The sequence below is a fragment of the Phenylobacterium sp. J426 genome, assembly GCF_024699945.1.
In the GTDB taxonomy this organism is placed as follows: domain Bacteria; phylum Pseudomonadota; class Alphaproteobacteria; order Caulobacterales; family Caulobacteraceae; genus Phenylobacterium.
This window is the reverse complement of the sequence record NZ_JAJOMY010000001.1, coordinates 795,289-821,314: the sequence shown is the minus strand read 5'-3', so window position 1 is coordinate 821,314 and position 26,026 is coordinate 795,289. Positions and strand designations below refer to the sequence as shown.

Below are 26,026 nucleotides of genomic sequence, written 5' to 3'. Positions count from 1 at the left end.
CCGAACCTACCTCGCACGCCATGGCCATCCGCGAGATCCTTACCGTCCCCCATCCCGTGCTGAAGCAGGTGTCGCAGCCCGTCGAGGCCGTTGACGACGCGCTGCGCGCGCTGATGGATGACATGCTGGAGACCATGTACGACGCGCCCGGCATCGGGCTGGCGGCGATCCAAATCGGCGTGCCGAAACGCGTCATCGTCATGGATCTGGCCCGGCCCGAGGAAGAGCCGCAGCCGCGCTATTTCGTGAACCCTGAGATCCTCTGGGCCTCGGAGGAGACCGCGCCGTACGAGGAAGGCTGTCTCTCGGTACCTGAATATTTCGACGAGGTCGAACGGCCGGCGCGGGTGAAGCTCCGCTACCTCGACTACAACGGCCAGCAGGTGGAAGAAGACGCCGAAGGGCTCTTCGCGGTCTGCATCCAGCACGAGATGGACCACCTGGAAGGCGTGCTGTTCATCGACCACCTGTCGCGCCTGAAGCGCGAACAGGCGGTGAAGAAGGTCAAGAAGCTCACCAAGGCGGCCTAGGTCGCCGGCCGCGCCGGCTGGCCGCGGCCCTCGTTCTGCCGTCCTTGGCCTTGCCCAGGCGGCGGGACGGCGCGCCTGGGCAGGAAGAGCTTGCGGAAGCTGACCCGCACCGTGCGGCCCAGCGGGTCGATCAGGTCCGGCTGGTAGGTGAGCGGCACGAGGCCCGCCTCGTCGCGGACGGTGCGCACCTGGTCGAAGACATTGTCGATGTTCAGGCTCACCCGGGCGCCGCGCATCCACGGATTGCTGCGCGCCATCGGCTGCAGGCCGAGGTCCGCGAAGAGCCGCAGGTCGACGGTGGTCAGGTCTGAGAACCGCAGGCTCCGGTCGCCGGCGCCGCCGTCCACCTCGGTCCCCTGCTGCCAGCGGGCGTTGAGACGAGCGCCGAGACCATTGCGGGAGACGCCGGCCTGGACGTCGACCTGATGCTTCGGCGTGCCGCCGCCCTGCGTCAGGGCCGAGCCGCCGAGCAGGTCGAGCACCGGGACACCCGGGCGGATCAGCACCTCGTCCTCGATTCGCCACGTGTGGAAGACGGCGAACTGCAGGTTGCCGCCGCCGAAGCCGCCGCGCCGCCCGCCGCCTGGGCCGAAGCCGCCGGCCCCGCCGCTGAACCCACCGGCTGCGCGCCCACCGCCCTCGCCTCGCGGAGGGCCTTCCGCCGGCGGAGCGCCCTCGGCGGCCGCCGCGCCTTGCGGCCGCGGCTGGGCGAAGGCGGGCGTCCGCGTGTTGCGAATGGGCCGGGAGTAGTTGAAGCCCCAGCGCAGCTGCTGCTCGTCGTGCCGGTCGAAGTTCACCGGCCGGGTATCGATGCGGACGAGTTGGTTGGTGAGGGCGTCACGGACGATCCGATCCGGGAACGCCGCCTCGATCTCGGGCGTGATGGCCGGGAAGCTGGCGATCTCGTCGCGCGTGCGCGTTCGGGTGTAGTCGGCGCGGAAGGTGAGGTCGGTTTCGTCGAACGGCTTGATTGTCAGGCCGAGCTTCAGAACCTGCCGGTTGTCGGCCGCGAGGTCGGGGTTGCCGCCGGTCGCCTGGGCGACCTCCACCGTCTGACCGGTCGTGAAGTCGAAGACCCGGACGTTGGGCGTGATGATCTCGGGATTGCCCAGCTGTTGGATCGTGGGCGCGCCGTCCTCGTCCGTGAACGAGGCGATCAGGCGCACGGGCTGGATCGGCGACCAGGTGACGCCGCCGCCCAAGGTGTAGAGCGAGCCGAAGTCGGAGTAGTGCTCGACGTTGGCGTTGAAGTTCACTGAAAGGTCGCCGAGGCCTTCGATCCCGCCGCGCCGGCGGCTGGCGAGGGGGGCGTCGAAGTTGGCCTGGGCGGTCACCGTCTGGCGATCGAGGTCTGTGTCGAGGCGAGTCCCGAGCCGGAAGGATTGGCTCTCCACGCGCTGGGTTCCGCCCGCGACGGTGAAGGCTGCGTTGACGGCGCCCGCCGGCAGGTCGAACAGCGTGCCGTTCACCAGGCCCTGCACGTCGGCCGAGGTGACCGTCGAGCGGGCGGTGTTCGGGGCGCGCCAGCCGAGTACGGGGTCGTAGGCCACTTCGGTCGTCGTCTGGGTCTCGCTCCAGTCGGCGTTGCCGGTGAGGGTCCAGCGCCAGCCGGAGACCGCGCCGTTCACCGTGCCGCCGAGGTGGGCCACGTTGCTGTCGGTGAGGCGGCGCAGCGCGTCCAGCGCGCCGGGGTCCTGCCCGAGACGTCCCGTGCTGTCGGTCCACTCCAGGCTGCCGTTCAGGGTGGCGCTGACGCCCTCGCCGAGCGGGCGAGCGTAGATGGCGTTGAGCGAGAGGTTCTCCTGCCGGGAGACCAGGGTGCGGAAGGCGGTCTCGTCGGGGATGCGGACGACATTGCGCTGAGATTCCAGCAGCGGCGTCTGCAGGCCGGCCTTGAGGTTCACCTGCTGGCGGGCGTCGTCGCCGATCAGCAGGCCGTCGACGGTGGCGTCGTAGCTCTCCTGCCCACCGGCCGTGGGAAGGGTGACGCCGGTCTCGACGGTGATCGCGCGGAATCGGCGGCGCAGGACGAAGTTCACCACCCGCTGGTCGGCGCGGTAGCCGTAGCGCAGCGCCACCTCCTCGGGGAGGATCTCCATGCGGACGATGGCCTCGGGCGGGAGGTCGCGCACCTCGCGGAAGCTCGAGATGCGCTGGCCGTTGAGGAGAATGATCGGTCGGCCGCCGGCGCGGCCGCGGCCCGAGGCGAGCTGCGGCTCGAGCGCGGCCAGCAACTCCGTCACCGATCCGACGCCGAGGGCGCGAATCTCGCGCTGGTCGAGGACGATCTCGGGTTCGGCCACGCCGACGACGGAGCCGCGCGGCGCGATCTCCCGAGCGGCGGTGACCACCAGCTCGTCGACCTCATAGCCTTCCTCGTCGAGCATCGCCTCGTCCGCCGGCGCAGCCTGTCGGCTGGGGGCCTGGGCGTGGGCGAGCGGCGGCAGCGACAGAGCCATGGCGCTGCCGGCGAGGAGAAGCGCCCAGCGGGGCGCGCGGGGACGGCGGATCACTCTCAAAACACTCCCTGGCCGACGGATCGGCTCACCAACGTTTCCGCTCCTCCCCAGGATCAGTTCCGGCACGAGCTAGAGCGCACGGTTTGCGGGCGTGTGTCCGCCGCGCCGCATTTGCGCCTTCAAGCTTAAGGGAGCGGGCCTAGTGGGTGGCGTCGTGAGCCGCGCGGTTGGCGTCCCCCGCCTCGTCGCGCGTCTCGGCTTCGACCTTGGCGGCGCCTTCGCGCGCACCCCGGGCCGCGCCCTTGGCCGTATCCTTGATGACCTGGCCGGCGTCACCGGCGGCTTCTTTGATCTCGGATCCCACTTCCTTGAGCTCGGGGCTGTTGACGGCTTCGCGCGCCTCGGCGGCGATCTTCCCGGCGGCCGCCTCCACATCGTTGCCCGTGTCGACGCGTTCACGCTCGCTGCAGGCGGCGAGCGCGACGAGGAGGCCGGAGGCGGTGACGGCGATCAGCTTGTTCATGGGTCCATCTCCGATTGTCGGGCGTCGAACGGCGACGCTTGCCCCTCAGTTCCCTTATGCGCCTCGCGCGGCTAAACCCCGCCCATGCGTCTGGCCTTCCTGGGCACTCCCGATTTCGCCGTCTCGGCGCTGTCCGCCATTGTGGACGCAGGCCATGAGGTGGCCTGCGTCTATTCCCAGCCCCCGGCCCCGCGCGGCCGCGGCCACGAGCTGAAGCCCTCGCCGGTGCACGCATTCGCGCAGAGCCGAGGCATTCCGGTACGGACGCCGGCTTCGATGCGCGACCCTGCGGAGGTCGCCGCCTTCGCCGCGCTGGACCTCGACGCCGCGGTGGTGGTCGCCTTCGGCCAGATCCTGCCGCGGGAGGTCCTGGAGGCGCCGCGGCTGGGGTCGTTCAACGTGCACGCTTCTCTGCTGCCCCGCTGGCGCGGCGCGGCTCCCATCCAGCGGGCGATCATGGCCGGCGACAAGGTCACCGGCGTGCAGGTCATGCGGATGACCGAGGGGCTGGACGAGGGGCCGGTGCTGTCGACGGCGACGGTGCGTATCGACGCCCTGGAGACGGCGGGCTCGCTGCACGACCGTCTGGCGGCGGCGGGGGCCGAGCTGATCGTCGCGACCCTGGATGCGATCGCGGCGGGGCGGGCGGCGGAAGCGGCGCAGGCGGATGACGGCGTCACCTACGCCAAGAAGATCCGGTCGAAGGAGGCGCGGATCGACTGGACCAGGCCCGCACCCGAGGTCGACCGCAAGATCCGCGGGCTGTCGCCTTTCCCGGGCGCCTGGTTCGAGCTGCCGACCGAGAAGGGGCCGGTGCGGGTGAAGGCTCTGCTGTCGGAGCGGGCGGAGGGCGAGGGCGCGCCGGGTGAGGTGCTGGACGATCGGCTGCGGGTCGCCTGCGGCGCCGACAATGAGAGGGGCGCGGTGCGCCTGCTGCGCGTGCAGCGGGAGGGCCGCGGGCCGCAGGACGCCGAAGCCTTCCTGCGCGGAACCCCGGTGGCCGCCGGGACGACGCTCGGCTGATGCCCCGCTACCGCCTGCTCATCGAGTACGACGGCCGGCCCTATCACGGCTTCCAGGCCCAGGCCGACCTGCCCAGTGTGCAGGGCGCCATCGAGCGGGCGGTGAAAGGATTCTGCGGCGAGACGCTCCGCCTGCAGGCGGCGGGCCGCACCGATACCGGCGTGCACGCGACCGGCCAGGTGATCCACATCGACCTCGCGAAGGACTGGAACCCGGAGACCGTTCGCAACGCGCTGAACGCGCACCTCGTCACCGAGCCGATCGTGATCCTGGACGCACAGGTCGCCGAGGGCGACTGGCACGCGCGGTTCTCCGCCAAGGAGCGGCGCTACCTCTACAGGATCCTGAACCGCATGGCGCCGCCCGCGCTGGACCAGGGCCGGGTCTGGCACATGAAGAAGCCGCTGGACGCTCAGGCCATGCACGAGGCCGCCCAGGTGCTGGTGGGCCACCATGACTTCACGACCTTCCGTGACCTCGGCTGCCAGGCGAAGTCCCCCCTGTAAGACGCTGGACGTGGCGGCGGTGCGCCGGGAGGGCGACTATGTGCTGCTGGACTTCGCGTCGCGCTCGTTCCTGCACCGCCAGGTGCGCTCTATGACCGGCACCCTGGCCGAGGTGGGCGTGGGCCGCTGGACGAAGGCCGACGTCAAGGCGGCGCTGGAGGCCCGCGACCGCAAGGCCTGCGGTCCCGTCGCCCCAGCGGAGGGGCTCTATTTGACAGGGGTCTCCTACTGACCCAGGCTCGGCCAAGCTCCACGAAGGGATTTCCGGTGATCCGCCCAGCCGTGCTCGCGGCCGTGGCCGCCCTCGCCAGCCTCGCCGCCGCCCCGGCCAGGGCGGCCGCCGACACGGGTCCAGCCTGCGTACCCTACGGCGACTCCGCGACCTTCCTGAAGGGCACGGTGTACGCCATCGAGGCTTTCGACGAGGCGGAGGCCGATACGGCGGCGCGCGAGCGACACACCGACTACTACGCCCTGGTGATGTCGGAGCGGATCTGCCTGCAGGGGGTCGAAGGGGGACCCGAAGCGGCCAGCGGCCTTCCACGTCACTGTCGTGCGCCTGGATATGCCGGCCGAGATGGCCAAGATGGTCGTCCAGAAGCCGGTGCTGGTGCAGGGCGCGCTGTCGAACGGCGGCCCGGACGCCGACCCGCCGGTGACCATGAAGGTCCGCGGGCTCGCCGCCCAGTAGGACGTCCGGACACGAACGGCGGGCGTCCGGACAGGTCCGGCCTCGCATCCGGGCCCGAAGCCGCCACGCTGCGGTCATGACCCAAGCCACCGCCTCTGCGACCGGCGTCGCGCACGACCTCGTGGACACGCTGAAGACCCTGCTGCTGGCCCTACTCATCGCGCTGGTGCTGCGGGTCCTGCTGTTCCAGCCGAACACCATTCCGTCGAGCTCGATGGAGCCGGGCGTTCGGACCGGCGACTACCTGCTGATCTCGAAGTTCGACTATGGCTGGAGCCGGCACTCGGTCCCCTTCTCGCCCCCGCTGCCGGCGGGACGGCTGTTCGCGCGGACGCCCGAGCGCGGCGACGTGGCGGTGTTCAAGCTGCCGCGCGACACCCGCGAGCTTTACATCAAGCGGGTGATCGGCCTGGCCGGCGACACTGTCGAACTGCGCGGCGGCCAGGTGATCCTGAACGGCCGGCCTCTGCCGCAGCAGCGGCTGGGCGTGATCGAGGATCCGGAGGCGGCGGGCGTCATGGTCGAGCAGGTGCGCGAGACTGGGCCCGACGGCCGCAGCTATCTCACCTACGACCGCGGCCCGGGCTACGAGGGCGACGACTTCGGACCCGTCGTCGTACCGCAGGGCCACTACTTCGTGCTGGGCGACAACCGCGACAACTCGCTGGACAGCCGCTGGCCGCAGGCGGTGGGCGTCGGCCTCGTTCCTGCGGACAACGTGGCGGGCAAGGCGCGACGGGTCATCGTGTCGTGGCGCGAGGGTGCGGCGGTGCTGAAGCCCTGGACCTGGCTGGACCTGGCCCCCGAGCGTTTCCTGAAGCCGCTGCGCTAGCGGTTCACGTACTCGGGCAGGCTGACGACGCCGTCGTGATTGGCGTCGAGGGCGCGGAATTCCGCCGTCCGCAGGCTGTCGGCCAGCGAGGGGGCGGCTGCGGCGCCGGCCGCGGCGAGCGCCAGGGCGCCTGCGACGACATGGGCGGCCCGGAAGCGGCGGCGCGGCTCAGGGGCCAGCTCGGCCTCGATGAACGCGCGGACCGCCTCGCTGGCCGAGCGGCCGTCCTCGCGGCAGCGGGCCATGAAGGCTTCCTTGGTCGGGTGCGGGATGCGCACCTCCAGGAACTCGCTCTTCTTCGGCGGTCTGGTCATGGGCGCGAGGATGCGCGATCGCCCCGCGCGCTCAAGTGAATCTTCGGAAAATCTTGTCCGGACAGGCCTCACGCCGCCTTGAAGTAGCGCTCCAGGATGCGCCCATAGACCGCCTGCAGCCGGCGGATCTCCTCGACCGGCGCGCGCTCGTCCACCTGGTGCATGGTGCGGCCGACCAGCCCGACCTCGACCACCGGGCACAGGGCGCGGATGAAGCGGGCGTCAGACGTGCCGCCCGAGGTGGAGAGCTCCGGATCGCTTCCGGTCACGTCCTTGATCGCGGCGGCCACCAGCTCGGTGAACGGCCCGCGCTCGGTCAGGAACGCCTCGCCGCTGATGGCGGGCGTGACGGTCACCGTGCCTTTGAAGCCTTCGGCCGCCTTTCGCGCCTCGGCCTCGATCCAGTCGGCCAGGGCCTGCCCCGTGTGGTTCGGATTGAAGCGGATGTTCAGCCGCGCCTTCGCCACACCCGGGATGACGTTCGTCGCCGTGTTCGGCACGTCGATCATGGTGACTTCCAGGTTGGACGGCTGGAATTCGGGATAGCCCTCGTCCAGAGGGCGGTCCTGCAGCGCCGCCAGCAGGCGGATCAGCACGGGCGTCGGATTGGCCGCCCGCTGCGGATAGGCCACGTGGCCCTGGATCCCCTCGACCACGATCTCGGCGTTGATCGAGCCGCGGCGGCCCACCTTGACCATGTCGCCGAAGGTCTCGGCCGAGGTGGGCTCGCCGACCACGCAGTGGTCGATGGCCTCGCCCTCGGCCAGCAGGGCCTCGACCACCTTCTTCGTGCCGTGGGTGGCCACGCCCTCCTCGTCGCCGGTGATCAGGAACGACACCGAGCCCGCAATGCGCCCCGACCCGATGGCGTCCGCGACGGCGGCTGCGAAGGCGGCGATGGCCGACTTCATGTCGACCGCGCCCCGGCCGATCAGCACGCCGTCGACCACCTCGGCGGCGAAGGCGTCCTTCGACCAGGCCTGCGCGTCGCCCACCGGCACCACGTCGGTATGGCCGGCGAAGCAGAGGTTGGGCCGCGCGGTCCCGAACCGGGCGTAGAGGTTCTCGATGTCGCCGAACCTCATCCGCCGACAGGCGAAGCCCAGGCCCGAAAGCGTGCGCTCGACGACGTCCATCGCCCCCTCGTCGGCCGGGGTGACCGAGGGCTTGCGGATCAGCTCGCGGGTGAGCTCGACGGGATCTATGGCGGCGCTCATGGCAGCGCATTACCTGTTGGCGGGAAGAGACGCGAGGGCCAATGCCGAAGATCGATATCGACGCCGTCGAGGTGCGGAGCGGCTGCTCCTATCCGCATCCGTTCAAGGAGATCTGCCTGGGGCCGAACTGGCGCAAGCTGGGCGACGCCGCGGACCTGACGGACTTCGGCGTCAACCTCGTGCGGCTGACGCCCGGCAAGTGGTCGAGCCAGCGGCACTGGCACACGGCCGAGGACGAGTTCGTCTACATGCTGGAGGGCGAGGCGGTGCTGGTCGAGGACGAGGGCGAGACGATCCTGCGGCCCGGCGACTTCGCCGCCTGGAAGGCGGGCGTGCCCAACGGCCACCACCTGCAGAACCGCGGCGACCGGGACGCGGTCTATCTTGAGGTCGGCTCGCGCAGGCCGGACGAAGACGCCTGCGACTATCCCGACATCGACATGATCACGGGACCGCAGGGCTACCACCACCGGGACGGCCGTCCGTATCCGGAGGACTGATGCCCAAGATCGACATCGCCGACGCGCCGACGCGGTTCGGCACGGCCTATCCCGCGCCCTTCGACGGACCGTGCCAGGCCAGGAAGCGCTGGAAGCTGGGCGACGCGGTTGGCCTCGACCAGTTCGGCGTCAGCCTGCTACGCCTGCCGCCCGGCGCCTGGACGAGCCAGCGGCACTGGCACACGTCCGAGGACGAGTTCGTCTGGGTGGTGGGCGGCGAGGTGGTGCTGGTCGAGACCGATGGCGAAACGGTGCTTCGCGCGGGCGACTGCGCGGGCTTCAAGGCCGGCGTGCCGAACGGCCATCACATCCAGAACCGCTCCGACCGGGAGGCCGTGCTGCTGGAGATCGGCTCGCGGCGGCCGGACGAGGACGGGGTCGACTATCCCGACCTCGACCTCGTGTTGCGCCAGGGCGAGGGCGTCTATCGTCACCGCGACGGGACACCCTACGACACGCCGGAGGGACGCAAGCGCTAGGGGCTCGCCTTGAGCCGGAAGATGGCCGCTTGGCCGGCGATGGCGCCGCCGAGCAGGATTTCGTCGGGATGTATTTCGACGATGGCCACGACGGCACGATCGACAGCGCGCTCTACGACACCGACGCCGACGGCAAGCCCGACACGCGCGGCTTCTTCCGCAGGGGCGAGAGGGAGCCCTATCGCTGGGAGAAGGTCCAGTAGGGTCCATGGACCCTGCGACGAGGCTCCACATATGACGCATCATGGCCGCATGTGGACGGCAGGTTCGGCTGGGACGCTGAGGAGGACGGCGGATGACGGTGCGGGCGTTCGGCGACGGGTTGCGCGTGTGGACCTGGGGGCTCGCGGGGCTGGTGTTCGCCGCCGCGGTCGCGGGCTCGCTGCTGTGGGGCGAGATGAACTGGGGCCGCGAGGACGTCCTGGCGCTGGGCGCGCTGCTGGCCGGCGGCTGCCTGGGCTATGAGCTGGTGGCGCGGGCCACCCGCCGGCCGTGGCTGCGGCTGGCGGGCGCCGCTGCGGTGGCGCTCGTGGTGATCCTGGTGTGGGCCGAGCTGGCGGTGGGGATTTTCCGCTAGGCGCGGCCGATCAGGCCTGGATGTAGGGCGGGTCGGACGGCGGCCGGCGGTCGCCGCCGCCCTGGGCGTTCAGCGCCTGGCGGATGCGGTCGGCGAGCTCGGACTGGCGGTAGGGCTTGCTCAGCACGTCGAGGTCCGGGCGGTGCGGGGCGTCGACCAGTTCCTCGTTGTACCCAGTGGCCAGCAGGACCTTCAGGTCGGGGGCCCGCGCCCGGAGCTCGGCGGCCAGGGCGATGCCGTTCATGGCGCCCGGCATGATGATGTCGCTGAACAGGAGGTCGATCGGGCGGACGACGTTGGCGGACTCGAAGGCCTCCAGCGCCTCCTGGGCGTTGCCGGCGGCGGTCACCGCATAACCCAGGGACTGCAGCGTCTCGAGCGCCAGCTCCATGACGTCGGGGTTGTCCTCGACCAACAGGATGTGGGCGTCCTGGCGCGGGGTGACGGGCAGGGCGGCGGGCCGGAAGCTCTGGGCCTCGACGGCGCCGCGGGCCGCGCCGTGCACCGGCAGGACGATGCGCACGGTGGTGCCGCGGCCGAGCTCGCTGTCGATCTCCAGCTTGCCGCGCGACTGCTGGACGAAACCGCTGACCATGGCGAGGCCGAGGCCCGTGCCCTCATCCGGCCCTTGGTGGAGAAGAAGGGCTCGGCGGCGCGCTCGACGATGTGCGGGGGCATGCCCACGCCCTCGTCCTCGACGCAGAGCACCACATAGTCGCCAGGCGGCAGGTGGCGCGTCTCCGGCGGATCGCGCAGCGGCCCGGTGGAGATGGTGATCACCCCGCCGGGCGTCGACGCGTCGCGGGCGTTGATGACGAGATTAAGCAGCGCCATCTCGAGGTGCGTCGGGTCGACGTTGGCGCGCGGCAGCCGTTGGCGCAGGGAAAGCTGCAGCTCGGCGCGGCCGCCCACCGTGCTTTCGATCATCTCCTGGATGTCGGTGACCAGGTCGCTGAGGTCGACGGGCTGCGGCTCCAGCCGGGTCTTGCGGGCGAAGGCCAGGAGCTGGCGCGTCAGGCGGGCGCCACGCTCGGCGGCGAGGGTCGCGTTCTCAAGGTAGCGCGGCGCACGCTCCGAGGCCGGGTTCTTGCGCAGCCGCTCCAGGTTGCCGGTGACCACCTGCAGCAGGTTGTTGAAGTCGTGGGCGAGGCCGGCGGTGAGCTGGCCGATGGCCTCCATCTTCTGCGACTGGCGCAGGTTCTGCTCGGTGTTCTTGCGCCGGGTGACGTCGAGCTGGCTGGAGAAGAAGTAGATCAGCTGGCCGTCGGCGTCGAAGACTGGGCCGACGAACACGGCGTTCCAGAACGGGGTGCCGTCGCGCTTGTAGTTGAGGAGCTCGACCGCCACCGCGCGCTTCTCGGCGACGCCCCGGCGCAGCTCGTCGACCGCCTCGGAATCGGTCCGGGCGCCCCTGCAGGAACCGGCAGTTGCGGCCCAGCACCTCGTCCTCCCTGTAGCCGGTGAGGTCGAGGAAGGCGCGATTGACGAAGGCGATCGGGTTGTCCGGCTTGCGCGGGTCGGAGATCACCATCGGCATCCGGGTCATCTCGACGGCGGCGAAGAAGATGCTGCCGCGCTCGTCGAGGCTGCCCTCGGTGATGGTGGCCTCCTTCCAGTGGCGCTGGCCGCTGCGCCCCAGCGGCTCGCTCTGCCCTACGTCGACGGCGCCGCGGGCGGCCAGGCCGCTGCTCTGGCCGTCGCCTTCCACCTCGCGGCCGGGGCCGTCGATCTGCTTTTCCTCGTCCGCCACAGCCTGCTCTCCTGAGCAGGTCTGAACGCAGAAGCACAACTTTTGTTACAAACGCTGTCGGGCGTCAGTCGCGCAGCAGCTCGTTGATGCTGGTCTTGGAGCGGGTGCGCTCGTCGACGCGCTTCATGATCACCGCGCAGTAGGTGGACGGCAGCGCCGGGTCGTGCGGGTTGGGGCGGCTGCCGGAGACGACGACGGAGTAGGGCGGCACTTCGCCCAGGAAGGTCTCGCCGGTGCGCCGGTCGATGATGGGGGTCGTGGAGGTGATGAAGACGCCCATGGACAGCACGCTGCCCTCGCGGACGATGACGCCCTCGGCCACCTCGGCGCGGGCGCCGATGAAGCAGTTGTCCTCGATGATGGTGGGATTGGCCTGCAGCGGCTCCAGCACGCCGCCGAGGCCGGCGCCGCCCGAGATGTGGCAGTTTTTCCCGACCTGGGCGCAGGAGCCTACGGTGGCCCAGGTGTCGACCATGGTGCCTTCGCCGACATAGGCGCCGACGTTGACGAACGAGGGCATGAGCACCACGCCCTTGGAGATGAAGGCGCTGCGGCGGACGACGGCGCCGGGGACGGCGCGGAAGCCGGCCTGTTCGAAGCGGGCGGCGTCCCAGCCCTGGAACTTCAGCGGGACCTTGTCCCAGTAGGGACCGGGCTCCATCACCGAATTGGGGTTGAGGCGGAACGACAGCAGGATCGCCTGCTTCACCCACTGATGGACCGACCAGGCGCCGTCGGCGCCGCGCTCGGCGACGCGGAGCTGGCCGGCGTCGAGTTGGTCCAGGACGGCGTTCACCGCATCGCGGACGGCGCCGGTGGTGGCGGTGTTCAGGCCGTCGCGGGCCTCCCAGGCCTGTTCGATGGTGGTCTTCAGGTCGGACATCAGGCGGCCTCACGTAGGCGCGCGTCCCGCAGGAACGGCGCGAGCTTGTCGGTGCGGTGGTGGACAAAGGGGGGCGTGGGACTGCGCAGCCCAGGGACCCACGAGGACGGTGGTCATGCCGAGGTCGTGGGCCGGGGCGAGGTTGCGCTCGCTGTCCTCGAAGAAGGCGGTGACGGCCGGGTCGACCGCATGCGCCGCGCCGATCCGCGCGAACGCCTCGGGGCTGGGCTTGGGCCAATAGCCGGCCGAGCCGATGTGGAAGACGTCGTCGAACAGGTGGCCGAGGCCGAGCCTGGTCAGCACGCGCTCGGCGTGGACGTCGTCGGCGTTGGTGAAGATCAGCCGGCGGCCGGGCAGGCGCTCCAGGGCGGCCAGCATTTCGGGATCGTGGACCAGGGCCTCCAGCGAGAGATCGTGGAAGATGGCGTGGAATTCGAGCGGGTCGACGCCGTGGTGGATCATCATCCCCTTCAGCGTCAGGCCGTGCTCGGTCAGGTAGGTCTTCTGCAGCGCATAGGCCTCGTCACGCGGCAGGCCGGTGACCTTCTGCACGTAGTCGGTCATCCGGTCGACGATGGCGGCCATGAAGCCGGACTCGGCCGGGTACAGGGTGTTGTCCAGGTCGAACAGCCAGGTGTCTATATGGCTGAGGTCTACCGGCAAATCAGGGTCCCCGCGCCGTGCTCGGTGAAGAGCTCGACCAGCATGGCGTGCGGGCGGCGGCCGTCCAGGATGACCACTGCCTCGACGCCGGCCTCGACGGCGTGGATCGCGGTCTCGAGCTTGGGGATCATGCCGCCCGTGGCGACGCCGTCCGGCAATGGCCTGGCGGGCCTCGGCGACGGTCATCTGGCGGACCAGTTCGCCGTCCTTGTCGAGCACGCCGGCCACATCGGTGAGCAGCAACATGCGCTTCGCGCCCAGGGCGCCGGCGAGGGCGCCGGCCACCGTGTCGGCGTTGACGTTGTAGGTCTCGCCCGTCTGCGACACGCCGATGGGCGCGACCACGGGGATGTAGTCGTCCTCGGCCGTGATCAGGGCGTTCAGCAGGGTGGTGTCGACCGCCTTCGGCTCGCCGACGTAGCCCAGGTCGACCACCTTCTCGAGCTCCGAACCCGGGTCCTTCTTGGTGCGGGTCACCTTCTCGACGGTGATCAGGCGCGCGTCCTTGCCCGACAGCCCCACCCCCGCGCACCTCGGCCTCGGCGCCGGCCTGGGTGATCCAGTTGGCGATCTCCTTGTTGATGGCGCCCGAGAGCACCATCTCGGCGACCTCCATGGTGGCCGCGTCGGTCACCCGCAGGCCGTCGACGAAGGTGGACTTCACCCCCGCGCGTTCCAGCATGGCGGAGATCTGCGGCCCCCCGCCGTGCACCACCACCGGATGTAGGCCCAGCATCTTCAGCAGCACCACGTCGGCGGCGAACAGCTTGGCGACCTCTTCCTCGCCCATGGCGTGGCCGCCGTATTTGATGACCACGGTCTCGCGGTCGTAGATCTGGATATAGGGCAGCGCCTCGGCCAGCGTCTTGGCCGTGGCCCAGCCCTGGCCTTCCCTCGCCTGGCCGTCCGTCTTCTCGCTCACCCGCGCCGCGCTCCGCCTCAAAACCGTGCGCGGTCCCGATAGCGGACGGGGCGCCCCTGTCACGAGGCTGAGGGCGTGCTAACCGTTACGCCGGTTACGGGGGAGTTCCTGAGATGCGCGGGTTCGGAGTGGCGGCTGCGGCCGCGATGGCGGCGCTGGCCGGTGCGGCCGATGCCAGGACGCTGGCGGTGAGCGCCGAGCGGCTGCTGGACCCCGCGAACGGGCGCTATGTCGAAAAGCCGCTGGTGCTGATCGTCGACGGCAAGGTGCAGTCCGTGGGCAAGGCGGGCGATGCCGTCCCCGCCGGCGCCGAGCGCCTGGACCTGCCGGGCGTGACCCTGCTGCCGGGCCTGATCGACATGCACGTCCACCTGACGAGCGTGGCCGAGATCGGCGGCTACAACTACCTCGAATACTCCGACGCCTTCTGGCCGGTGGTCGCGACGAAACACGCCAAGGCCACCTTGGAGGCGGGCTTCACCACCGTGCGAAACGTCGGCTCGGAGAACTACGCCGACGTCGGCCTGCGCGAGGCGATCGACGGCGGCTACATCCCGGGCCCGCGGATCGTCACGGCGACCTATGCGCTTGGCGCGACGGGCGGGCATTGCGACTCGACGTTCTTCCCGCCGTCGATGGCCGAGAAGAGCCCGTTCACCGTCGACAGCCCCGACGAGGCGCGGGCCAAGGTTCGGCTGGCCAAGAAGTACGGGGCCCAGGTCATCAAGGTCTGCGCCACGGGCGGGGTGTTCTCGCGCGGCGTCTCGGTGGGCGCCCAGCAGCTAAGCGTCGAGGAGCTGAAGGCCATCGCCGATGAGGCGCACATGGCCGGCCTGAAGGTCGCCGCCCACGCCCACGGCGCCGATGGCATCAAGGCCGCGATCCGGGCCGGGATCGACACCATCGAGCACGTCAGCCTGGTGGACGACGAGGGCATCCAGCTGGCCAAGGCGCGCGGGACCTACTTCGCCATGGATATCTACAACACCGACTACACCCAGGCGGAGGGGAAGAAGAACGGCGTGCTCGAGGCGAACCTGGCCAAGGACCGCGAGGTGGCCGACGTCCAGCGGGAGGGCTTCCGCAAGAGCCTGAAGGCCGGGGTGAAGCATGTGTTCGCCACCGACGCCGGCATCTATCCGCACGGCCAGAACGCCAAGCAGTTCGCGGTGATGGTGCGCTATGGCGCGACTCCGCTGCAGGCGATCCAGGCGGCGACGACCACGGCGGCCGAGGCGCTGGGCCAGAGCGGCCAGGTGGGCCGCATCACGCCGGGGGCCTGGGGCGACCTCGTCGGCGTCAACGGCGACCCGCTCGCCGACGTCACCGTGCTGGAGCGGCCGGTGGTGGTGGTGAAGGGCGGCGAGGTCGTGAAGCGGAACTAGCCGCTGGCCGCCATGGCGTGGCGGCGGTCGAGCGAGGAGAGCACGAAGTCGGCCAGCCGCTCGGCGGCAGGCGGCACCGCCGTCTGGGCCCGGAGCAGGGCGATTTCGGCGTCCGCCAGCGCCGGCAGCCCGTCCTGGGCGTCCAGGGTCACGAGGTCTGGCGGGATCATGTCGCGCGGCAGGACGGTGATTCCTGAGGCCGGCGCGGAGGGCGGCGTGCTGCCCCGCCAGCGACGGGCTGGTGTAGGCCGCGCGCCACGACCGCCCCGCGCCCTCCAGCGCGGTGATCGCCCGCTTCCGGTAGACGCAGGGGCTGGGGGCCACGACCAGGGGCGCCGTGCCGCCCGGCTCGAGCACGCCCCGGTCGGCGGCGGCCCAGACCAGGGGCTCGCGCCAGACCCGCACACCAACGTCGGGCCCCATGGGTTCACGCTTGATGAGCGCCAGGTCGAGGGCGCCGTCGCGCAGGCGATCCAGAAGGTGCAGCGTGAGATCGCAGGTGACCGTGAGGTTCACCTTCGGATGGGCCCTGGCGAACGCGCCCAGGATCTCGGGCAGGTGGAGGGTGGCGAAGTCTTCCGGCGCGCCCAGCCGCACCTCGCCCGCGACGTCCTCCTCGTGAAGCTGGCTGACGATCTCGTCGTTCAGCCTCAGCATGCGGCGCACCTGAGGCAGGATGGCCTCGCCCTCGGCGGTGAGCACGACATGGCGCGGGTCCCGCGACAGGAGCTGCCGGCCCAGCCGATCTTCAAGCCGACGCATCTGCAGGCTGATGGCCGACTGGGAACGGCCCAGCCGTTCGCCGGCGCGCGTGAAGCTGCGGGCCTCCGCGATCGTCACGAAGGTCCGCAGCAGGTCGATCTCGAGATTCGGCCCTGCGGGCATGATTTATGATGTTGATCATAACCATGGATAAAATCAACCATCTGCATCTTGGGAGCTGAGCTATCGACGCCGCCGAAGGGCGCTGGAGCCCTGCGGAGCGATCATGACCCAAGTGAACAAGACCCCGATCACCGTGGCCTACGGCGACGGCATCGGCCCCGACATCATGCACGCCAGCCTCGACGTGCTTCAGGCCGCAGGCGCGGCGCTGGACATCGAGACGATCCAGATCGGGGAGGCGGTCTATCGGCGTGGCCTGACGGCCGGTATCGAGCCGGCGGCCTGGGACAGCCTTCGTCGGACCAAGGTGTTCTACAAGGCGCCGATCACCACGCCCCAAGGCGGCGGTTTCAAGTCGCTGAACGTGACCGTGCGGAAGGCTCTGGGCCTCTACGCCAATGTGCGCCCCTGCGCCGCCTACGCGCCGTTCGTCGCCACCCGCCATCCGAAGATGGACGTGGTGATCGTCCGGGAGAACGAGGAGGACCTCTACGCCGGCATCGAGCACCGGCAGACCGACGAGGTCTATCAGTGCCTGAAGCTGGTGAGCCGGCCGGGCTGCGAACGGATCGTCCGCTACGCCTTCGAATACGCCCGTGCGCACGGGCGGAAGAAGGTCACCGGCTTCACCAAGGACAACATCATGAAGCTGACGGACGGACTGTTCCACAAAGTCTTCCAGGAGGTGGCCGCCGAGTACCCGGACATCGAGAACGAGCACTGGATCGTGGACATCGGCGCGGCCAAGCTGGCCGACAGCCCCGAGCAGTTCGACGTGATCGTGATGCCGAACCTCTACGGCGACATCCTCTCGGACGTGGCGGCGCAGATCGCAGGTTCGGTCGGTCTCGCAGGCTCGGCCAACATCGGCGAGCACGTCTCGATGTTCGAGGCTATCCACGGTTCGGCGCCCCGCCTGGCCGGGCAGGATGCGGCCAATCCCTCGGGGCTGCTGCTGGCCGGCGTGATGATGCTGAACCACATCGGCCAGGCCGAGGTGGCGGAGCGCGTGCACAACGCCTGGCTGGCGACGCTGGAGGACGGCGTCCACACCAAGGACATCTGGCGCGAGGGGACCTCGCGCGAACGGGTGGGCACGCAAGCCTTCGCCGCGGCGGTGATCGAGCGCCTCGGCCAAGAGCCGCAACAGCTGGCGCCGGTGCGGTACGGCGCCGACCGTCCCTTCGCGCCGCCCGTCTCGAAGCCGCGTCCCGCGGCGCGGAAGGAGACGGTGGGGGTCGACCTGTTCGTGGAGTGGCGCGGCGCGCCGGAGGATCTGGCCCAGACCCTGAAGGCCATCGAACAAGGGCCGCTGGGCCTGAAGATGATCACCAATCGCGGGGTGAAGGTGTGGCCGGACGGCCTGCCGGAGACCTTCTGCACCGACCACTGGCGCTGCCGGTTCATGAACGGCGGCGGCCCGGTGCCCCTGACCGAGATCGCGGCGCTGAGCGCGCGTGCGGCCGAGGCGGGCGTGGCGTTCATCAAGACCGAACACCTCTGCACCTTCGACGGCGAGCCGGGCTTCAGCCTCGGTCAAGGGCAGTAGGAGGGGACGATGACCCCCTGGGACCCGACGGAGAACGGCCGCTACTGGGTGGTGGGCGGCGGCTACACCGACCTCAGCTTCACCGCCCGCGTCTGGGGCGAGGCGCTGGGGCCATTCCCGACGCGCTACGACGCCGAGGCGTGCTGGCGGCGGCTGAGCTTCGCCCACACGCACGACGCGCGCGTGCGCTTCACCATCGTGGAGGAGGCTCATGCGGCTCGAGCGGCCTGATGCGGTGTCGGCCGGGCCGCAGCGGGCGGCCCGGCGGGACATCTCCACGCTCTACTGGGTGATCGGCGGCTGCTGGGGTGACGAGACCCGGACGTGGCGGCGATGGTCGGAGGTGGTGGGGCCGTTCGCCGACCGCGAGCCGGCGGAGGCGATGCGCCGCCGGCTCGAGGCGATCTGGCCAGGCGACGCCCACGTCCACTTCAGCGTGGTGCGGTGCGCCGAGGCCGAGTGAACGTGGCGCCCGGCGGTCAGATCGTCCGGGCGACCACTTCCTTCATGATTTCGGAGGTGCCGCCGTAGATGCGCTGCACCCGAGCGTCGCGCCACAGGCGGGCGATCGGGTACTCGTTCATGTAGCCGGCGCCGCCGTGCAGCTGGAGGGCGGCGTCGCAGACCTCCCACTGCAGTTCGGTGTGGAAGAGCTTGGCCGCCGAGGCCTCGGCGGCGGTGAGCTTGCCCTCGAGGTGGCGTGCGATGCACCAGTCGAGGTGAGCCCAGCCGGCCTGCATCTTGGCCTTGAGGCCGGCCATGGTGAAGCGGGTGTTCTGGAAGTCGAACACCGTCTGCTTGAAGGCCTTGCGCTCCTTGGTGAACTTGACCGCCTCGTCGAAGGCGCGCTGGGCGCCGCCCATGGCCGAGACGGCGATGCCCAGGCGCTCCTGCGGCAGCTGGGTCATCAGATAGGCGAAGCCTTTGCCCTCCTCGCCGAGACAGTTGGCGAGGGGCACGCGGACGTCCTCGAAGAACAGTTCGGAGGTGTCGGCCGAGTGCTGGCCGATCTTGTCGAGGTTGCGGCCGCGCTTGAAGCCGTCGCGGGTGGCTTCGACCAGGATCAGCGACACGCCCTTGGAGCCGGCGTCCGGATCGGTCTTGCAGACCACCACGATCAGGTCGGCGTTCTGGCCGTTGGTGATGTAGGTCTTCGAGCCGTTGATGACGTAGTGGTCGCCGTCCTTCTTGGCCGAGGTGCGAACGGCCTGGAGGTCGGAGCCGGTGCCGGGCTCGGTCATGGCGATGGCGGTGATCGCCTCGCCCGAGACCATCTTGGGCAGCCACTCGCGCTTCTGCTCTTCCGAGCCGTAGTTCTCGATGTAGTCGGCGACGATGTCGGACTGCAGGGTGATGCCGGCCGATGAGCCGGCGTAGGCCAGCTCCTCGTCGATGACGGCGTTGTACCGGAAGTCGAGGCCCAGGCCGCCGTACTCGGGATCCACCGTCGGGCAGAGCAGACCGGCCTCGCCGCAGGCGCGCCAGAACTGGCGGTCGACGATGCCCTCCGCTTCCCAGCGGTCGAGGTGGGGGTGGAGCTCGCGCTCGAAGAACTTCCGGACCTGGTCGCGGAAGACGTTCAGGTCCTCGTCGTAGATCGTGCGGGTGTCGGTGGTGAGCATCTGGGCCTCTGAGCTGTCGAGGACCAGTTAGCCGGGTGACGCTAGGTCGTGGAAGAGGAGCCCTAGACCGCGGGCGAAATGTGACAGGCCGCCAGGATCTCGGCGCGCAGCTCCGGGATGCCCGTGCCCTTCTCCGACGACGTGGCCAGCACGCGCGGGAACGCCGCGGGGCGCTTGGACACCTCCCGCGCCGTCTCGGCCTTGATCTGCGCGAGGTCCGAGCCTTTCGGCTTGTCGGCCTTGGTCAGCACGACCTGGTATGAGACGGCGGCGAGGTCCAGGGCGTCCAGCGCCTCCCGGTCGGGCTCCTTCAGGCCGTGGCGGCCGTCGATGAGCAGATAGACCCGGTGCAGGTTCGGGCGGCCGCGCAGGTAGTCGCGGCCGAGGTTCTGGAACTTGCGGGCCACCGACTTGGACGCCCGCGCCCAGCCGTAACCGGGCAGGTCCACGAGGCGCAGTTTCTCGTCGGCGACGAAGAAGTTCACCTCGCGGGTGCGGCCGGGCTCGTTGGAGGCCCTGGCCAGCTCCTTTCGGCCCGTGACGGCGTTGATCAGCGAACTCTTGCCGACGTTGGAGCGGCCGGCAAAGGCCACTTCGGGCAGGTCCGTGTCGGGCAGGCCCGAGATCGAGGCCGCCCCCATCAGGAAACGGACGGGGTGGGCGAAGAGGACGCGCGCGGCCTCCAGTTCTTCAGGCTTGAAGACCGCGTCGTCGCCCATGGCCCTAGCCGACGTTCTTGGCTGCGCCGCCGCCGGAGAGCCTGCGGAGGATCTGGTCGATCGGATTGTCCACCTTGAACCGGCGCATGATCACGTACTGCTGGAGGATCGTCAGGACGTTGGACCAGGTCCAGTAGATGATCAGCCCCACGGCGAACGGCGCCATGATGAAGGTGAAGATCAGCGGCATGAGCTGGAAGATCTTCTGCTGGATCGGGTCGCCGGCCGGCGGGCTCATCGCGGTCGTGAGCCACATGGTGATGCCGTAGAGGATGACGACCACGCCGATGTGCAGCGGTCCGTCGAGGAAGCCGCCCAGGAGCGGCAACGTCCCCGGATTCCAGGGGATCAGGCCGAACAGGTTCCAGATGGTCGTCGGATCGCGGGCCGAGAGGTCCTTGATGAAGCCAAGGAATGGGGCGTGGCGCATCTCGATGGTGACGGTCAGCACCTTGTAGAGGGCGTAGAAGACCGGGATCTGGAGCAGCAGCGGCAGGCAGCCGGCCAGCGGGTTCACCTTCTCGCGCTGATAGAGCGCGAGTAGCTCCTGCTGCTGCTTGGCCGGGTCGTCCTTGTACTTCTTGCGCAGCTCCTCCATCTGGGGCTGCACCTTCTTCATCTTCGTCAGCGACTCGTACTGCTTGTTCGCCAGCGGGAAGAAGAGGAGGCGGACCACCACCGTCAGCGCCAGGATGGCCAGGCCGAACGTGCCGACGTGCCGGTGGATGAACTCCAGGAACTGGAAGATCGGACGGGTCAGGAACCAGAAGTTGCCCCAGTCGACCGCGTTATCGAAGTGGTCGATCTGCAGGGCCTTCTCGTACTGGCGCAGCAGGGGCACGTTCTTCGCGCCCGCGAAAAAGTGGGTGGTCTCAGTCACCTGCTGGCCGGCGCCGATGATGCGCGGCGGGCCGACGAAGTTGGCGTCGAGCACGGTCTGGCCGAGGGCCTCGGTGCGGCGGAACTGGCCCGTGATCTGTTCGCCCTGGCCCGGGATCATGGCCGCCAGCCAGTACTTGTCTGTGATGCCGAGCCAGCCGCTGGACGAGGTGTAGGCGGGACCGCCACCCTCCTTCTGCCACTTGCCGTACTTGACCTGCCGCAGCTTGCCGTCGAGCCAGCCGATGGCGCCCTCGTGGACGATCTGGTTCTTGCCGAGGTCGGCGGGCACGCCCTGGCGCTGCACGGCGCCGTAGCGGGCCAGCGTCACCGGCTGGCCGGTGGTGTTGGCGACGGCGTCCGTGACCGTGAACATGTACCTTTCGTCGACCGCGATCCGGCGCGTGAAGGTCAGGCCCTGGCCGTTGGAGTAGGTCAGCACGATCGGCTGGTTGGGGGCGAGCTTGGAGCCCTCGGCCAGCGTCCAGACGGTCTGGGCGTTGGGCAGGCCGGGGACGTTCTGACCGACCCAGCCGATCTCGGCGAACCAAGGATATTGCGCGCCTTCCGGCCGCAGCAGCTCGACGGCCGGCGAACCCTTCTTCACCGTCTGGCGATACTGGTCGAGATAGAGGTCGTCGATCCGCGCGCCGCGCAGCGAAAGCGATCCGGTCAGCGATGGCGTGTCGATCACCACCCGCGGCGAGGCGTCGACCGCGGCCTGGCGCGTCATCGCCTGCGGGACCTGCGGTGCGGCGATATTCCCCTGCTGGGTCGCGGCCGCGGAAGGCGCCTGGCGGGCGAGCTCGGCCTGGCGGCGCTTCGTCTGCGGATCGATGACGAAGACCTGGTAGACCAAGAGGAGGAGGACCGCGCACACGACGAAGATGATCGTGTTGCGGGTGTTGTCGTCTCTCATGTCGGGGAAGGGTTCCGAAGAGGGGGCCGGGCGTTACGCCTTGAGGGTCTCGGGAGAGGCCTCACCGTCGGCGGCGAGCCTTATCAGCGCGGTTTTCACATCGTCAAGCAAACGGGCCCAGGGACGGGTGGTCACACCGCCGCGGGCGATGAAGACATAGTCGTGACCGGGGCGGGCATGCTCGGGCAGGAGCAGGCGGGCGGCCTCGCGCATCCGGCGCTTGGCGCGGTTGCGCACGACGGCGCCGCCGATGCGTTTGGTGGCGGTGAAGCCGGCCCGGACCCGCGGGTCCTCGTCGTTGCGCGGACGCGCCTGGACGACGACGGCGCCCTTGGCCAGCGACGGGCCTTGCGCGCAGGCCAGGAAATCCGGGCGCTTTTTCAGGCGTTCGATGGGGAAGGGCGCGGTCATGGGCGGCACTTTACCGGGTCATCCCGGTTTCCGCGGCAAGCGCAAGACCAGGACCCACGCGCGCGAACGCAGCCGGCGAGCGTGAGGCTTCGCGGCTGCGGATCACAGGCCAGATCGGAGTCGGTAGATCCCGGTCTTCGCTGACGCGGGACCGGGATGACGGCCGGGATTAGGCGCTGAGGCGCTTACGGCCCTTCGCGCGGCGGCGCGCGAGGATCTTTTGGCCGTTCTTCGTCGACATGCGCAGACGGAAGCCGTGGCGGCGCGCACGCACGAGGCGGGAGGGCTGGAAGGTGCGCTTCACGAGGAGGCTCCGGGGTCCAAAATCGAGGCGCGGTGGATAGTGGAACGCCGCGACGGTGTCAACACCGCCAGGGCCTATTCCGCCAGCGTCAGCACCAGCGGGCCGCGGCGGGTGGCCACGAGGGTATGCTCGTACTGGACGGTGGGCTCGCCGCCCGGCGGGCGCAGGGTCCAGCCGTCGTCCAGCTCCTCGACCCAGTCGGCGCCGAGCGACAGGAAGGGCTCGATGGTGAACACCGAGCCTTCGGCGATGCGGCGCCTGTCGTTCGGCTCGTACCAGGTGGCGAGCTCGGTCGGCTCCTCGTGCAGGCTCTTGCCCACGCCGTGGCTCGCGAGGTTGCGCACGAGGCTGTAGCCGTTCTTGTCGGCGAAGGCCTCGATGGACTTACCGATGCCGTTCAGCGGCCCGCCGGGGCGCACCGCGCGGATGCCCGCCCACATGGCGCGGCGGCCGTCGCGGCACAGCTTCTCGATCTTCGGCGCGACGGGCGGGACCGCGAAGCTCGCGCCGGTGTCGCCGAAGAAGCCGTCCAGTTCGCAGGAGACGTCGATGTTGATGAGGTCGCCGGCCTTGACGCGGCGGTCGTCGGGGATTCCGTGGGCGCAGTCGGGACCGACCGAGATGCAGGTAGCGCCGGGGAAGTTGTAGGTGAGCTCCGGCGCCGATTTCGCGCCGGCGTCCTCCAGCATCTTGCGACCGAGCTGGTCCAGCTCACGGGTCGTGATCCCGGGCTCGAGCGCCTCGCCCATGGCCTTGAGCGTGCGGGCCACCAGCCTGCCGGCGGCCTTCAGCTTCTCGAGTTCGTCTTCGTTGCCGATGGTCATGCTTCGCTTCCTAGAGGTCCGGCCGGATGATGGTCTTGCCGACCACCTTGCGCCGGGCGAGCGTCTCGTACGCCTCGCGCCAGTCGGCCAGCGGGTATTCGCCGTCGACACGGGGCTTCACCAGCCCGTCCTCGGCGAGTTTCCAGATGGCTTCGTTGTTCTCGCGGCCCTTCTCGGGGAACTGGCGGCCGTATTCCCCGGCCCGGACGCCCATGAGCGAGAAGCCCTTGATGAGGGCGATGTTGACCGGGAGGACGGGGAGCCGGCCCGAGGTGAAGCCGATGGAGAGGATGCGGCCGCCGAACGCGATGCAGCGGGTGCTCTCGTCGAAGACGTCGCCGCCGACGGGGTCGTAGATGACGTTCGCGCCCTTGCCGCCGGTGATCTCCTTCACCCGCTCGCGGAAGCCGCCGGTGACGTTCACGGTGGCGTCGACGTCGTATTCGGCGGCGATGACGGCCAGCTTCTCGTCGGAGGCCGAGGCGGCGATGACCTTGCAGCCCAGGACCTTGGCGTAGTCGACGGCGGCGAGGCCCACGCCGCCGGCCGCGCCGTGGACCAGCACCCATTCGCCGGCCTGGGCGTCGGCGCAGCGTTTCAGGGCGACATGGGCGGTGAGGTAGGCGACCGGATAGCCGGCGGCCTGGGCGAAGGTCAGGCGCTGGGGCTTCTTCTGCAGGCTGGTGGCCGGGAAGACGGCGTATTCGGCGAAGACGCCGCGGCCGCCGGAACAGACCTCGTCGCCTTCCTCGAAGCTTGTGACGCCGGAGCCGACGGCGTCGACGACCCCGGCCATCTCCATGCCGCCGATGAAGGGGAGCGCCGGCTTGTGCTGGTGCTCGCCGCGGGTCTGCATCAGGTCGGGGAAGTTGACGGCCGCGGCCAGGATCCTGACCCGCACCTCGCCGGGACCCGGCTCGGGCGTGGCGATCTCGCGGACGTGGACGCCGGCGTAGTCCGGCAGGAGCTCCTCGACGACGAGCGCCCGCATCAGCCGATGCGGCCTTCGTAGGCCTCGCGGACCAGGCGCGCCACCTCGCGGCTGGCGGCGTCAGCGGCCGGCACGGCGCCGGTGAAGGCCACGAAGGCGTGGGCCAGGCTGTCGTAGCAGCGGTAGGCGACCGGCACGCCCGCCGCCTTCAGCGCCTTCGCGTAGGCCTCGCCCTGGTCGACGAGGGGGTCGAAACCGGCGGTGGCGATGACGGCCGGGGCCAGGCCCGAGAGGTCCTTCTCCTTCAGCGGCGACAGCTTCGGATGGGCCGGATCGTCGCCGGGATTCAGGTAGTGGCCCATGAACCAGTCCATGGTGGCGCTGGTCAGCGGGAACGCCTCGCCGTAGGTCGTCATCGAGGGCGTCTGCGAGGCGACGTCGGTGCAGGGATAGACGAGCAGCTGCAGCACCGGCTGCGGCTCGCCGACCCGCTTCAGCTCCTGGCAGACGATGGCGGTGAAGTTGCCGCCCATGGAATCGCCGCCCATGGCGACCTTGCCCGCCGGCGCGCCGAAGCGAGCGGCGTGCTCGCGCGCCCAGCGATATGCGGCCAGGGTATCGTCGATCCCGGCGGGGAAGCGATGCTCCGGCGCCAGGCGATAGTCGATCGACAGCACCGGGCCGCGGGTGACTTTCGCCAGCACGGTGCAGAAGACGTGGGTGGTCTCGATGTCGCCGATGACCCCGCCGCCCATATGGGCCCAAACCATCAAGGGGGCGTCGGGATCCTGGTTCGCCGGCCGATAGGCGCGGGCCGGGATGTCGCCGGCGGCGCCCTGGACGTAGAGGTCCTCGCAGGCGACGCCCGGCTCGGGCTTGCCGGCCACGGCCCGGATCAGGCCGGTCATGCCCGCCCGGGCCTGTTCCGGGGTGGCCTGGGTCATCGCCGGCTGCTTGCGGGCCTGAGCGGCGAGGAACTGCAGGCGCGGGTCGAGGGTGCGCCCGCCCACGTGGACCACGCCGCCGCCACACATGAGGCGCAGGAGCGGCGCGGGCAGCGACAGGATGAGGTTGGCGACGGCGCGCTGGGCGGCGGCGGAGGCCATCAGCGGGCCGCCGGCAGGCCGCGCAGGCCGTTCAGGATCATGGCCACGGCGAAGTCCGCAGCGGCCTCGGTGTCGATCGGCCGGCGTTCCAGCATCTTGTCCCCCACCTCGCGCGCCACCGCGATGCAGGCGGCGGTCATGTAGTCCGGATCCGACGCCGGGCCCTTGCCGATCGCGACCGCCTCGACGATGGCGTCGCGCACCTCGCGGAAGACGGCGGCCATCTCGGGCGTCTCACCGTGCACGTGCGGGTGCGGCTCGCCCGGCGGGCGCTTGGCCAGCCAGCTGGAGTGCTCATCGGCCATGAACCGGAAGTAGGCCGAGATCGCCTGGCGCACGAAGGCTTCGAAGTCGTCGTGCGACTGGGCCCGGATCGCCTTCAGCATGGGGGCGAAGCGCCGCGCGCCGTCGTCGGCCAGGGCGGCGAACACCTCCTCCTTGGAGCGGTAGTAGTTGTAGAACGTGCCGGCCGCGAGACCGGTGCGGCGGATGATGTCGCGGACGGTTGCGGCCTCGTAGCCCAGCTCGCCGAACACCTCGCGCGCCGCGTCCAGGATCGCCTGGCGGTTCTGGACCTTGGTCTGCTCGCGCTTGCCGACCGGGAGATAGGCGACCTGTGCCAT

27 protein-coding genes and 6 pseudogenes are annotated in these 26,026 nt (G+C 70.1%); 12 read left to right on the top strand and 21 right to left on the bottom strand.

Translation table 11 applies throughout. From position 1 onward, the window contains the following. Nucleotides 1–20 precede the first annotated feature (20 nt). A complete protein-coding gene (locus tag LRS10_RS04300; RefSeq protein WP_257839080.1) occupies nt 21–530 on the top strand; it encodes a peptide deformylase in 510 nt (169 codons plus the stop codon). Here the strand turns inward: LRS10_RS04300 and LRS10_RS04295 are convergent. Both LRS10_RS04295 and LRS10_RS04290 read right to left on the bottom strand, forming a co-directional pair. After that, nucleotides 527–3,043 (bottom strand): hypothetical protein, encoded by a 2,517-nt coding sequence (locus LRS10_RS04295; RefSeq protein WP_257836166.1) that lies wholly within the window; start codon nt 3,041–3,043, stop codon nt 527–529. The genes LRS10_RS04300 and LRS10_RS04295 overlap by 4 nt on opposite strands. A gap of 145 nt (nt 3,044–3,188) precedes the next feature. Further along, the gene (locus tag LRS10_RS04290; RefSeq protein ID WP_257836165.1) at nt 3,189–3,512 is read right to left on the bottom strand and encodes a hypothetical protein; all 324 of its coding nucleotides are present in this window, start codon (nt 3,510–3,512) and stop codon (nt 3,189–3,191) included. 84 nt (nt 3,513–3,596) lie between these two features. On the opposite strand from LRS10_RS04290, the gene fmt reads away from it, so the two are divergent. The 3 genes and pseudogenes from fmt (at nt 3,597) to lepB (ending at nt 6,564) form a co-directional block, all read left to right on the top strand. After that, entirely contained in the window at nt 3,597–4,535 is a 939-nt protein-coding gene (fmt, locus tag LRS10_RS04285) for a methionyl-tRNA formyltransferase (RefSeq protein ID WP_257836164.1), read from the top strand. Next, nucleotides 4,535–5,273 (top strand): annotated as a pseudogene (gene truA, locus LRS10_RS04280) (tRNA pseudouridine(38-40) synthase TruA). Before fmt ends, truA begins: the two are co-directional and overlap by 1 nt. A 535-nt stretch (nt 5,274–5,808) precedes the next feature. Then, nucleotides 5,809–6,564, top strand: coding sequence for a signal peptidase I (gene lepB / locus LRS10_RS04275; RefSeq protein WP_257836163.1), 756 nt, complete (start codon nt 5,809–5,811; stop codon nt 6,562–6,564). On the opposite strand, the gene LRS10_RS04270 is transcribed toward lepB, so the two are convergent. Beyond that, nucleotides 6,561–6,878, bottom strand: a complete 318-nt coding sequence (locus LRS10_RS04270) for a hypothetical protein (RefSeq protein ID WP_257836162.1) — start codon at nt 6,876–6,878, stop codon at nt 6,561–6,563. The genes lepB and LRS10_RS04270 overlap by 4 nt on opposite strands. A 68-nt stretch (nt 6,879–6,946) precedes the next feature. Further along, the gene (dapE, locus tag LRS10_RS04265; RefSeq protein WP_257836161.1) at nt 6,947–8,095 is read right to left on the bottom strand and encodes a succinyl-diaminopimelate desuccinylase; all 1,149 of its coding nucleotides are present in this window, start codon (nt 8,093–8,095) and stop codon (nt 6,947–6,949) included. A gap of 41 nt (nt 8,096–8,136) precedes the next feature. Between dapE and LRS10_RS04260 the strand changes: the two genes are divergently transcribed. From LRS10_RS04260 to LRS10_RS04245, 4 genes are all read left to right on the top strand, one after another. Beyond that, nucleotides 8,137–8,595, top strand: a complete 459-nt coding sequence (locus tag LRS10_RS04260; RefSeq protein WP_257836160.1) for a cupin domain-containing protein — start codon at nt 8,137–8,139, stop codon at nt 8,593–8,595. Further along, nucleotides 8,595–9,074, top strand: a complete 480-nt coding sequence (locus tag LRS10_RS04255) for a cupin domain-containing protein (protein ID WP_257836159.1) — start codon at nt 8,595–8,597, stop codon at nt 9,072–9,074. The genes LRS10_RS04260 and LRS10_RS04255 overlap by 1 nt, the downstream gene beginning before the upstream one ends. A gap of 29 nt (nt 9,075–9,103) precedes the next feature. Beyond that, nucleotides 9,104–9,277 (top strand): hypothetical protein, encoded by a 174-nt coding sequence (locus LRS10_RS04250; protein ID WP_257836157.1) that lies wholly within the window; start codon nt 9,104–9,106, stop codon nt 9,275–9,277. Nucleotides 9,278–9,369: 92 nt separating this feature from the next. After that, the gene (locus LRS10_RS04245; protein ID WP_257836156.1) at nt 9,370–9,651 is read left to right on the top strand and encodes a hypothetical protein; all 282 of its coding nucleotides are present in this window, start codon (nt 9,370–9,372) and stop codon (nt 9,649–9,651) included. 10 nt (nt 9,652–9,661) lie between these two features. Here the strand turns inward: LRS10_RS04245 and LRS10_RS04240 are convergent, their stop codons facing one another. The 6 genes and pseudogenes from LRS10_RS04240 to argB form a co-directional block, all read right to left on the bottom strand. Continuing rightward, a complete protein-coding gene (locus LRS10_RS04240) occupies nt 9,662–10,042 on the bottom strand; it encodes a response regulator (protein ID WP_257836155.1) in 381 nt (126 codons plus the stop codon). A 245-nt stretch (nt 10,043–10,287) separates the two neighbouring features. After that, nucleotides 10,288–10,998 (bottom strand): annotated as a pseudogene (locus LRS10_RS04235) (histidine kinase dimerization/phospho-acceptor domain-containing protein); the annotation flags it as partial. Between the two features lie 106 nt (nt 10,999–11,104). After that, a pseudogene (locus tag LRS10_RS24900) lies at nt 11,105–11,182 on the bottom strand (histidine kinase); the annotation flags it as partial. 283 nt (nt 11,183–11,465) lie between these two features. Further along, on the bottom strand, nt 11,466–12,284 hold the full coding sequence (dapD, locus tag LRS10_RS04225) for a 2,3,4,5-tetrahydropyridine-2,6-dicarboxylate N-succinyltransferase (RefSeq protein ID WP_257836153.1): 819 nt from the start codon (nt 12,282–12,284) through the stop codon (nt 11,466–11,468). 9 nt (nt 12,285–12,293) lie between these two features. Further along, nucleotides 12,294–12,866: pseudogene (locus tag LRS10_RS04220) on the bottom strand (pyrimidine 5'-nucleotidase); the annotation flags it as partial. Between the two features lie 71 nt (nt 12,867–12,937). Next, nucleotides 12,938–13,869, bottom strand: a pseudogene (gene argB, locus LRS10_RS04215) (acetylglutamate kinase). Between the two features lie 113 nt (nt 13,870–13,982). On the opposite strand from argB, the gene LRS10_RS04210 reads away from it, so the two are divergent. Further along, on the top strand, nt 13,983–15,254 hold the full coding sequence (locus LRS10_RS04210; RefSeq protein WP_257836152.1) for an amidohydrolase family protein: 1,272 nt from the start codon (nt 13,983–13,985) through the stop codon (nt 15,252–15,254). On the opposite strand, the gene LRS10_RS04205 is transcribed toward LRS10_RS04210, so the two are convergent. Both LRS10_RS04205 and LRS10_RS04200 read right to left on the bottom strand, forming a co-directional pair. Continuing rightward, nucleotides 15,251–15,424 carry a hypothetical protein gene (locus tag LRS10_RS04205; protein WP_257836151.1) on the bottom strand — a complete coding sequence of 58 codons (174 nt, stop codon included), beginning with the start codon at nt 15,422–15,424 and terminating at the stop codon, nt 15,251–15,253. The genes LRS10_RS04210 and LRS10_RS04205 overlap by 4 nt on opposite strands. Nucleotides 15,425–15,509: 85 nt before the next feature. Continuing rightward, nucleotides 15,510–16,139: pseudogene (locus LRS10_RS04200) on the bottom strand (LysR family transcriptional regulator); the annotation flags it as partial. A gap of 103 nt (nt 16,140–16,242) precedes the next feature. Here LRS10_RS04200 and LRS10_RS04195 point away from each other — a divergent pair. The 3 genes from LRS10_RS04195 to LRS10_RS04185 are packed head-to-tail and all read left to right on the top strand — an operon-like array spanning nt 16,243 to nt 18,151. Further along, nucleotides 16,243–17,688, top strand: coding sequence for an NADP-dependent isocitrate dehydrogenase (locus tag LRS10_RS04195; RefSeq protein ID WP_257836150.1), 1,446 nt, complete (start codon nt 16,243–16,245; stop codon nt 17,686–17,688). Nucleotides 17,689–17,697: 9 nt separating this feature from the next. Then, nucleotides 17,698–17,919, top strand: coding sequence for a hypothetical protein (locus LRS10_RS04190; RefSeq protein ID WP_257836149.1), 222 nt, complete (start codon nt 17,698–17,700; stop codon nt 17,917–17,919). Continuing rightward, nucleotides 17,900–18,151, top strand: a complete 252-nt coding sequence (locus LRS10_RS04185) for a hypothetical protein (RefSeq protein ID WP_257836148.1) — start codon at nt 17,900–17,902, stop codon at nt 18,149–18,151. The genes LRS10_RS04190 and LRS10_RS04185 overlap by 20 nt, the downstream gene beginning before the upstream one ends. Before the next feature lie 16 nt (nt 18,152–18,167). Here LRS10_RS04185 and LRS10_RS04180 read toward each other — a convergent pair whose 3' ends face one another. From LRS10_RS04180 to LRS10_RS04140, 9 genes are all read right to left on the bottom strand, one after another. Continuing rightward, nucleotides 18,168–19,310: an acyl-CoA dehydrogenase family protein gene (locus LRS10_RS04180; RefSeq protein ID WP_257836147.1), complete on the bottom strand. Its 1,143-nt coding sequence runs from the start codon at nt 19,308–19,310 to the stop codon at nt 18,168–18,170. Between the two features lie 62 nt (nt 19,311–19,372). Beyond that, entirely contained in the window at nt 19,373–20,029 is a 657-nt protein-coding gene (gene yihA / locus LRS10_RS04175) for a ribosome biogenesis GTP-binding protein YihA/YsxC (protein WP_257836146.1), read from the bottom strand. Nucleotides 20,030–20,033: 4 nt separating this feature from the next. Next, nucleotides 20,034–21,827 carry a membrane protein insertase YidC gene (yidC, locus tag LRS10_RS04170; RefSeq protein ID WP_257836145.1) on the bottom strand — a complete coding sequence of 598 codons (1,794 nt, stop codon included), beginning with the start codon at nt 21,825–21,827 and terminating at the stop codon, nt 20,034–20,036. 33 nt (nt 21,828–21,860) lie between these two features. After that, nucleotides 21,861–22,238 carry a ribonuclease P protein component gene (gene rnpA / locus LRS10_RS04165; protein WP_257836144.1) on the bottom strand — a complete coding sequence of 126 codons (378 nt, stop codon included), beginning with the start codon at nt 22,236–22,238 and terminating at the stop codon, nt 21,861–21,863. A gap of 169 nt (nt 22,239–22,407) precedes the next feature. After that, nucleotides 22,408–22,542 carry a 50S ribosomal protein L34 gene (gene rpmH / locus LRS10_RS04160; RefSeq protein WP_068877158.1) on the bottom strand — a complete coding sequence of 45 codons (135 nt, stop codon included), beginning with the start codon at nt 22,540–22,542 and terminating at the stop codon, nt 22,408–22,410. A gap of 74 nt (nt 22,543–22,616) precedes the next feature. Beyond that, on the bottom strand, nt 22,617–23,366 hold the full coding sequence (gene map, locus LRS10_RS04155; RefSeq protein WP_257836143.1) for a type I methionyl aminopeptidase: 750 nt from the start codon (nt 23,364–23,366) through the stop codon (nt 22,617–22,619). A 10-nt stretch (nt 23,367–23,376) separates the two neighbouring features. Next, a complete protein-coding gene (locus LRS10_RS04150) occupies nt 23,377–24,357 on the bottom strand; it encodes an NADPH:quinone oxidoreductase family protein (protein ID WP_257836142.1) in 981 nt (326 codons plus the stop codon). Next, nucleotides 24,357–25,403: an alpha/beta hydrolase gene (locus LRS10_RS04145; RefSeq protein WP_257836141.1), complete on the bottom strand. Its 1,047-nt coding sequence runs from the start codon at nt 25,401–25,403 to the stop codon at nt 24,357–24,359. Before LRS10_RS04145 ends, LRS10_RS04150 begins: the two co-directional genes overlap by 1 nt. Further along, nucleotides 25,403–26,026 carry a TetR/AcrR family transcriptional regulator gene (locus tag LRS10_RS04140; protein ID WP_257836140.1) on the bottom strand — a complete coding sequence of 208 codons (624 nt, stop codon included), beginning with the start codon at nt 26,024–26,026 and terminating at the stop codon, nt 25,403–25,405. The genes LRS10_RS04145 and LRS10_RS04140 overlap by 1 nt, the downstream gene beginning before the upstream one ends.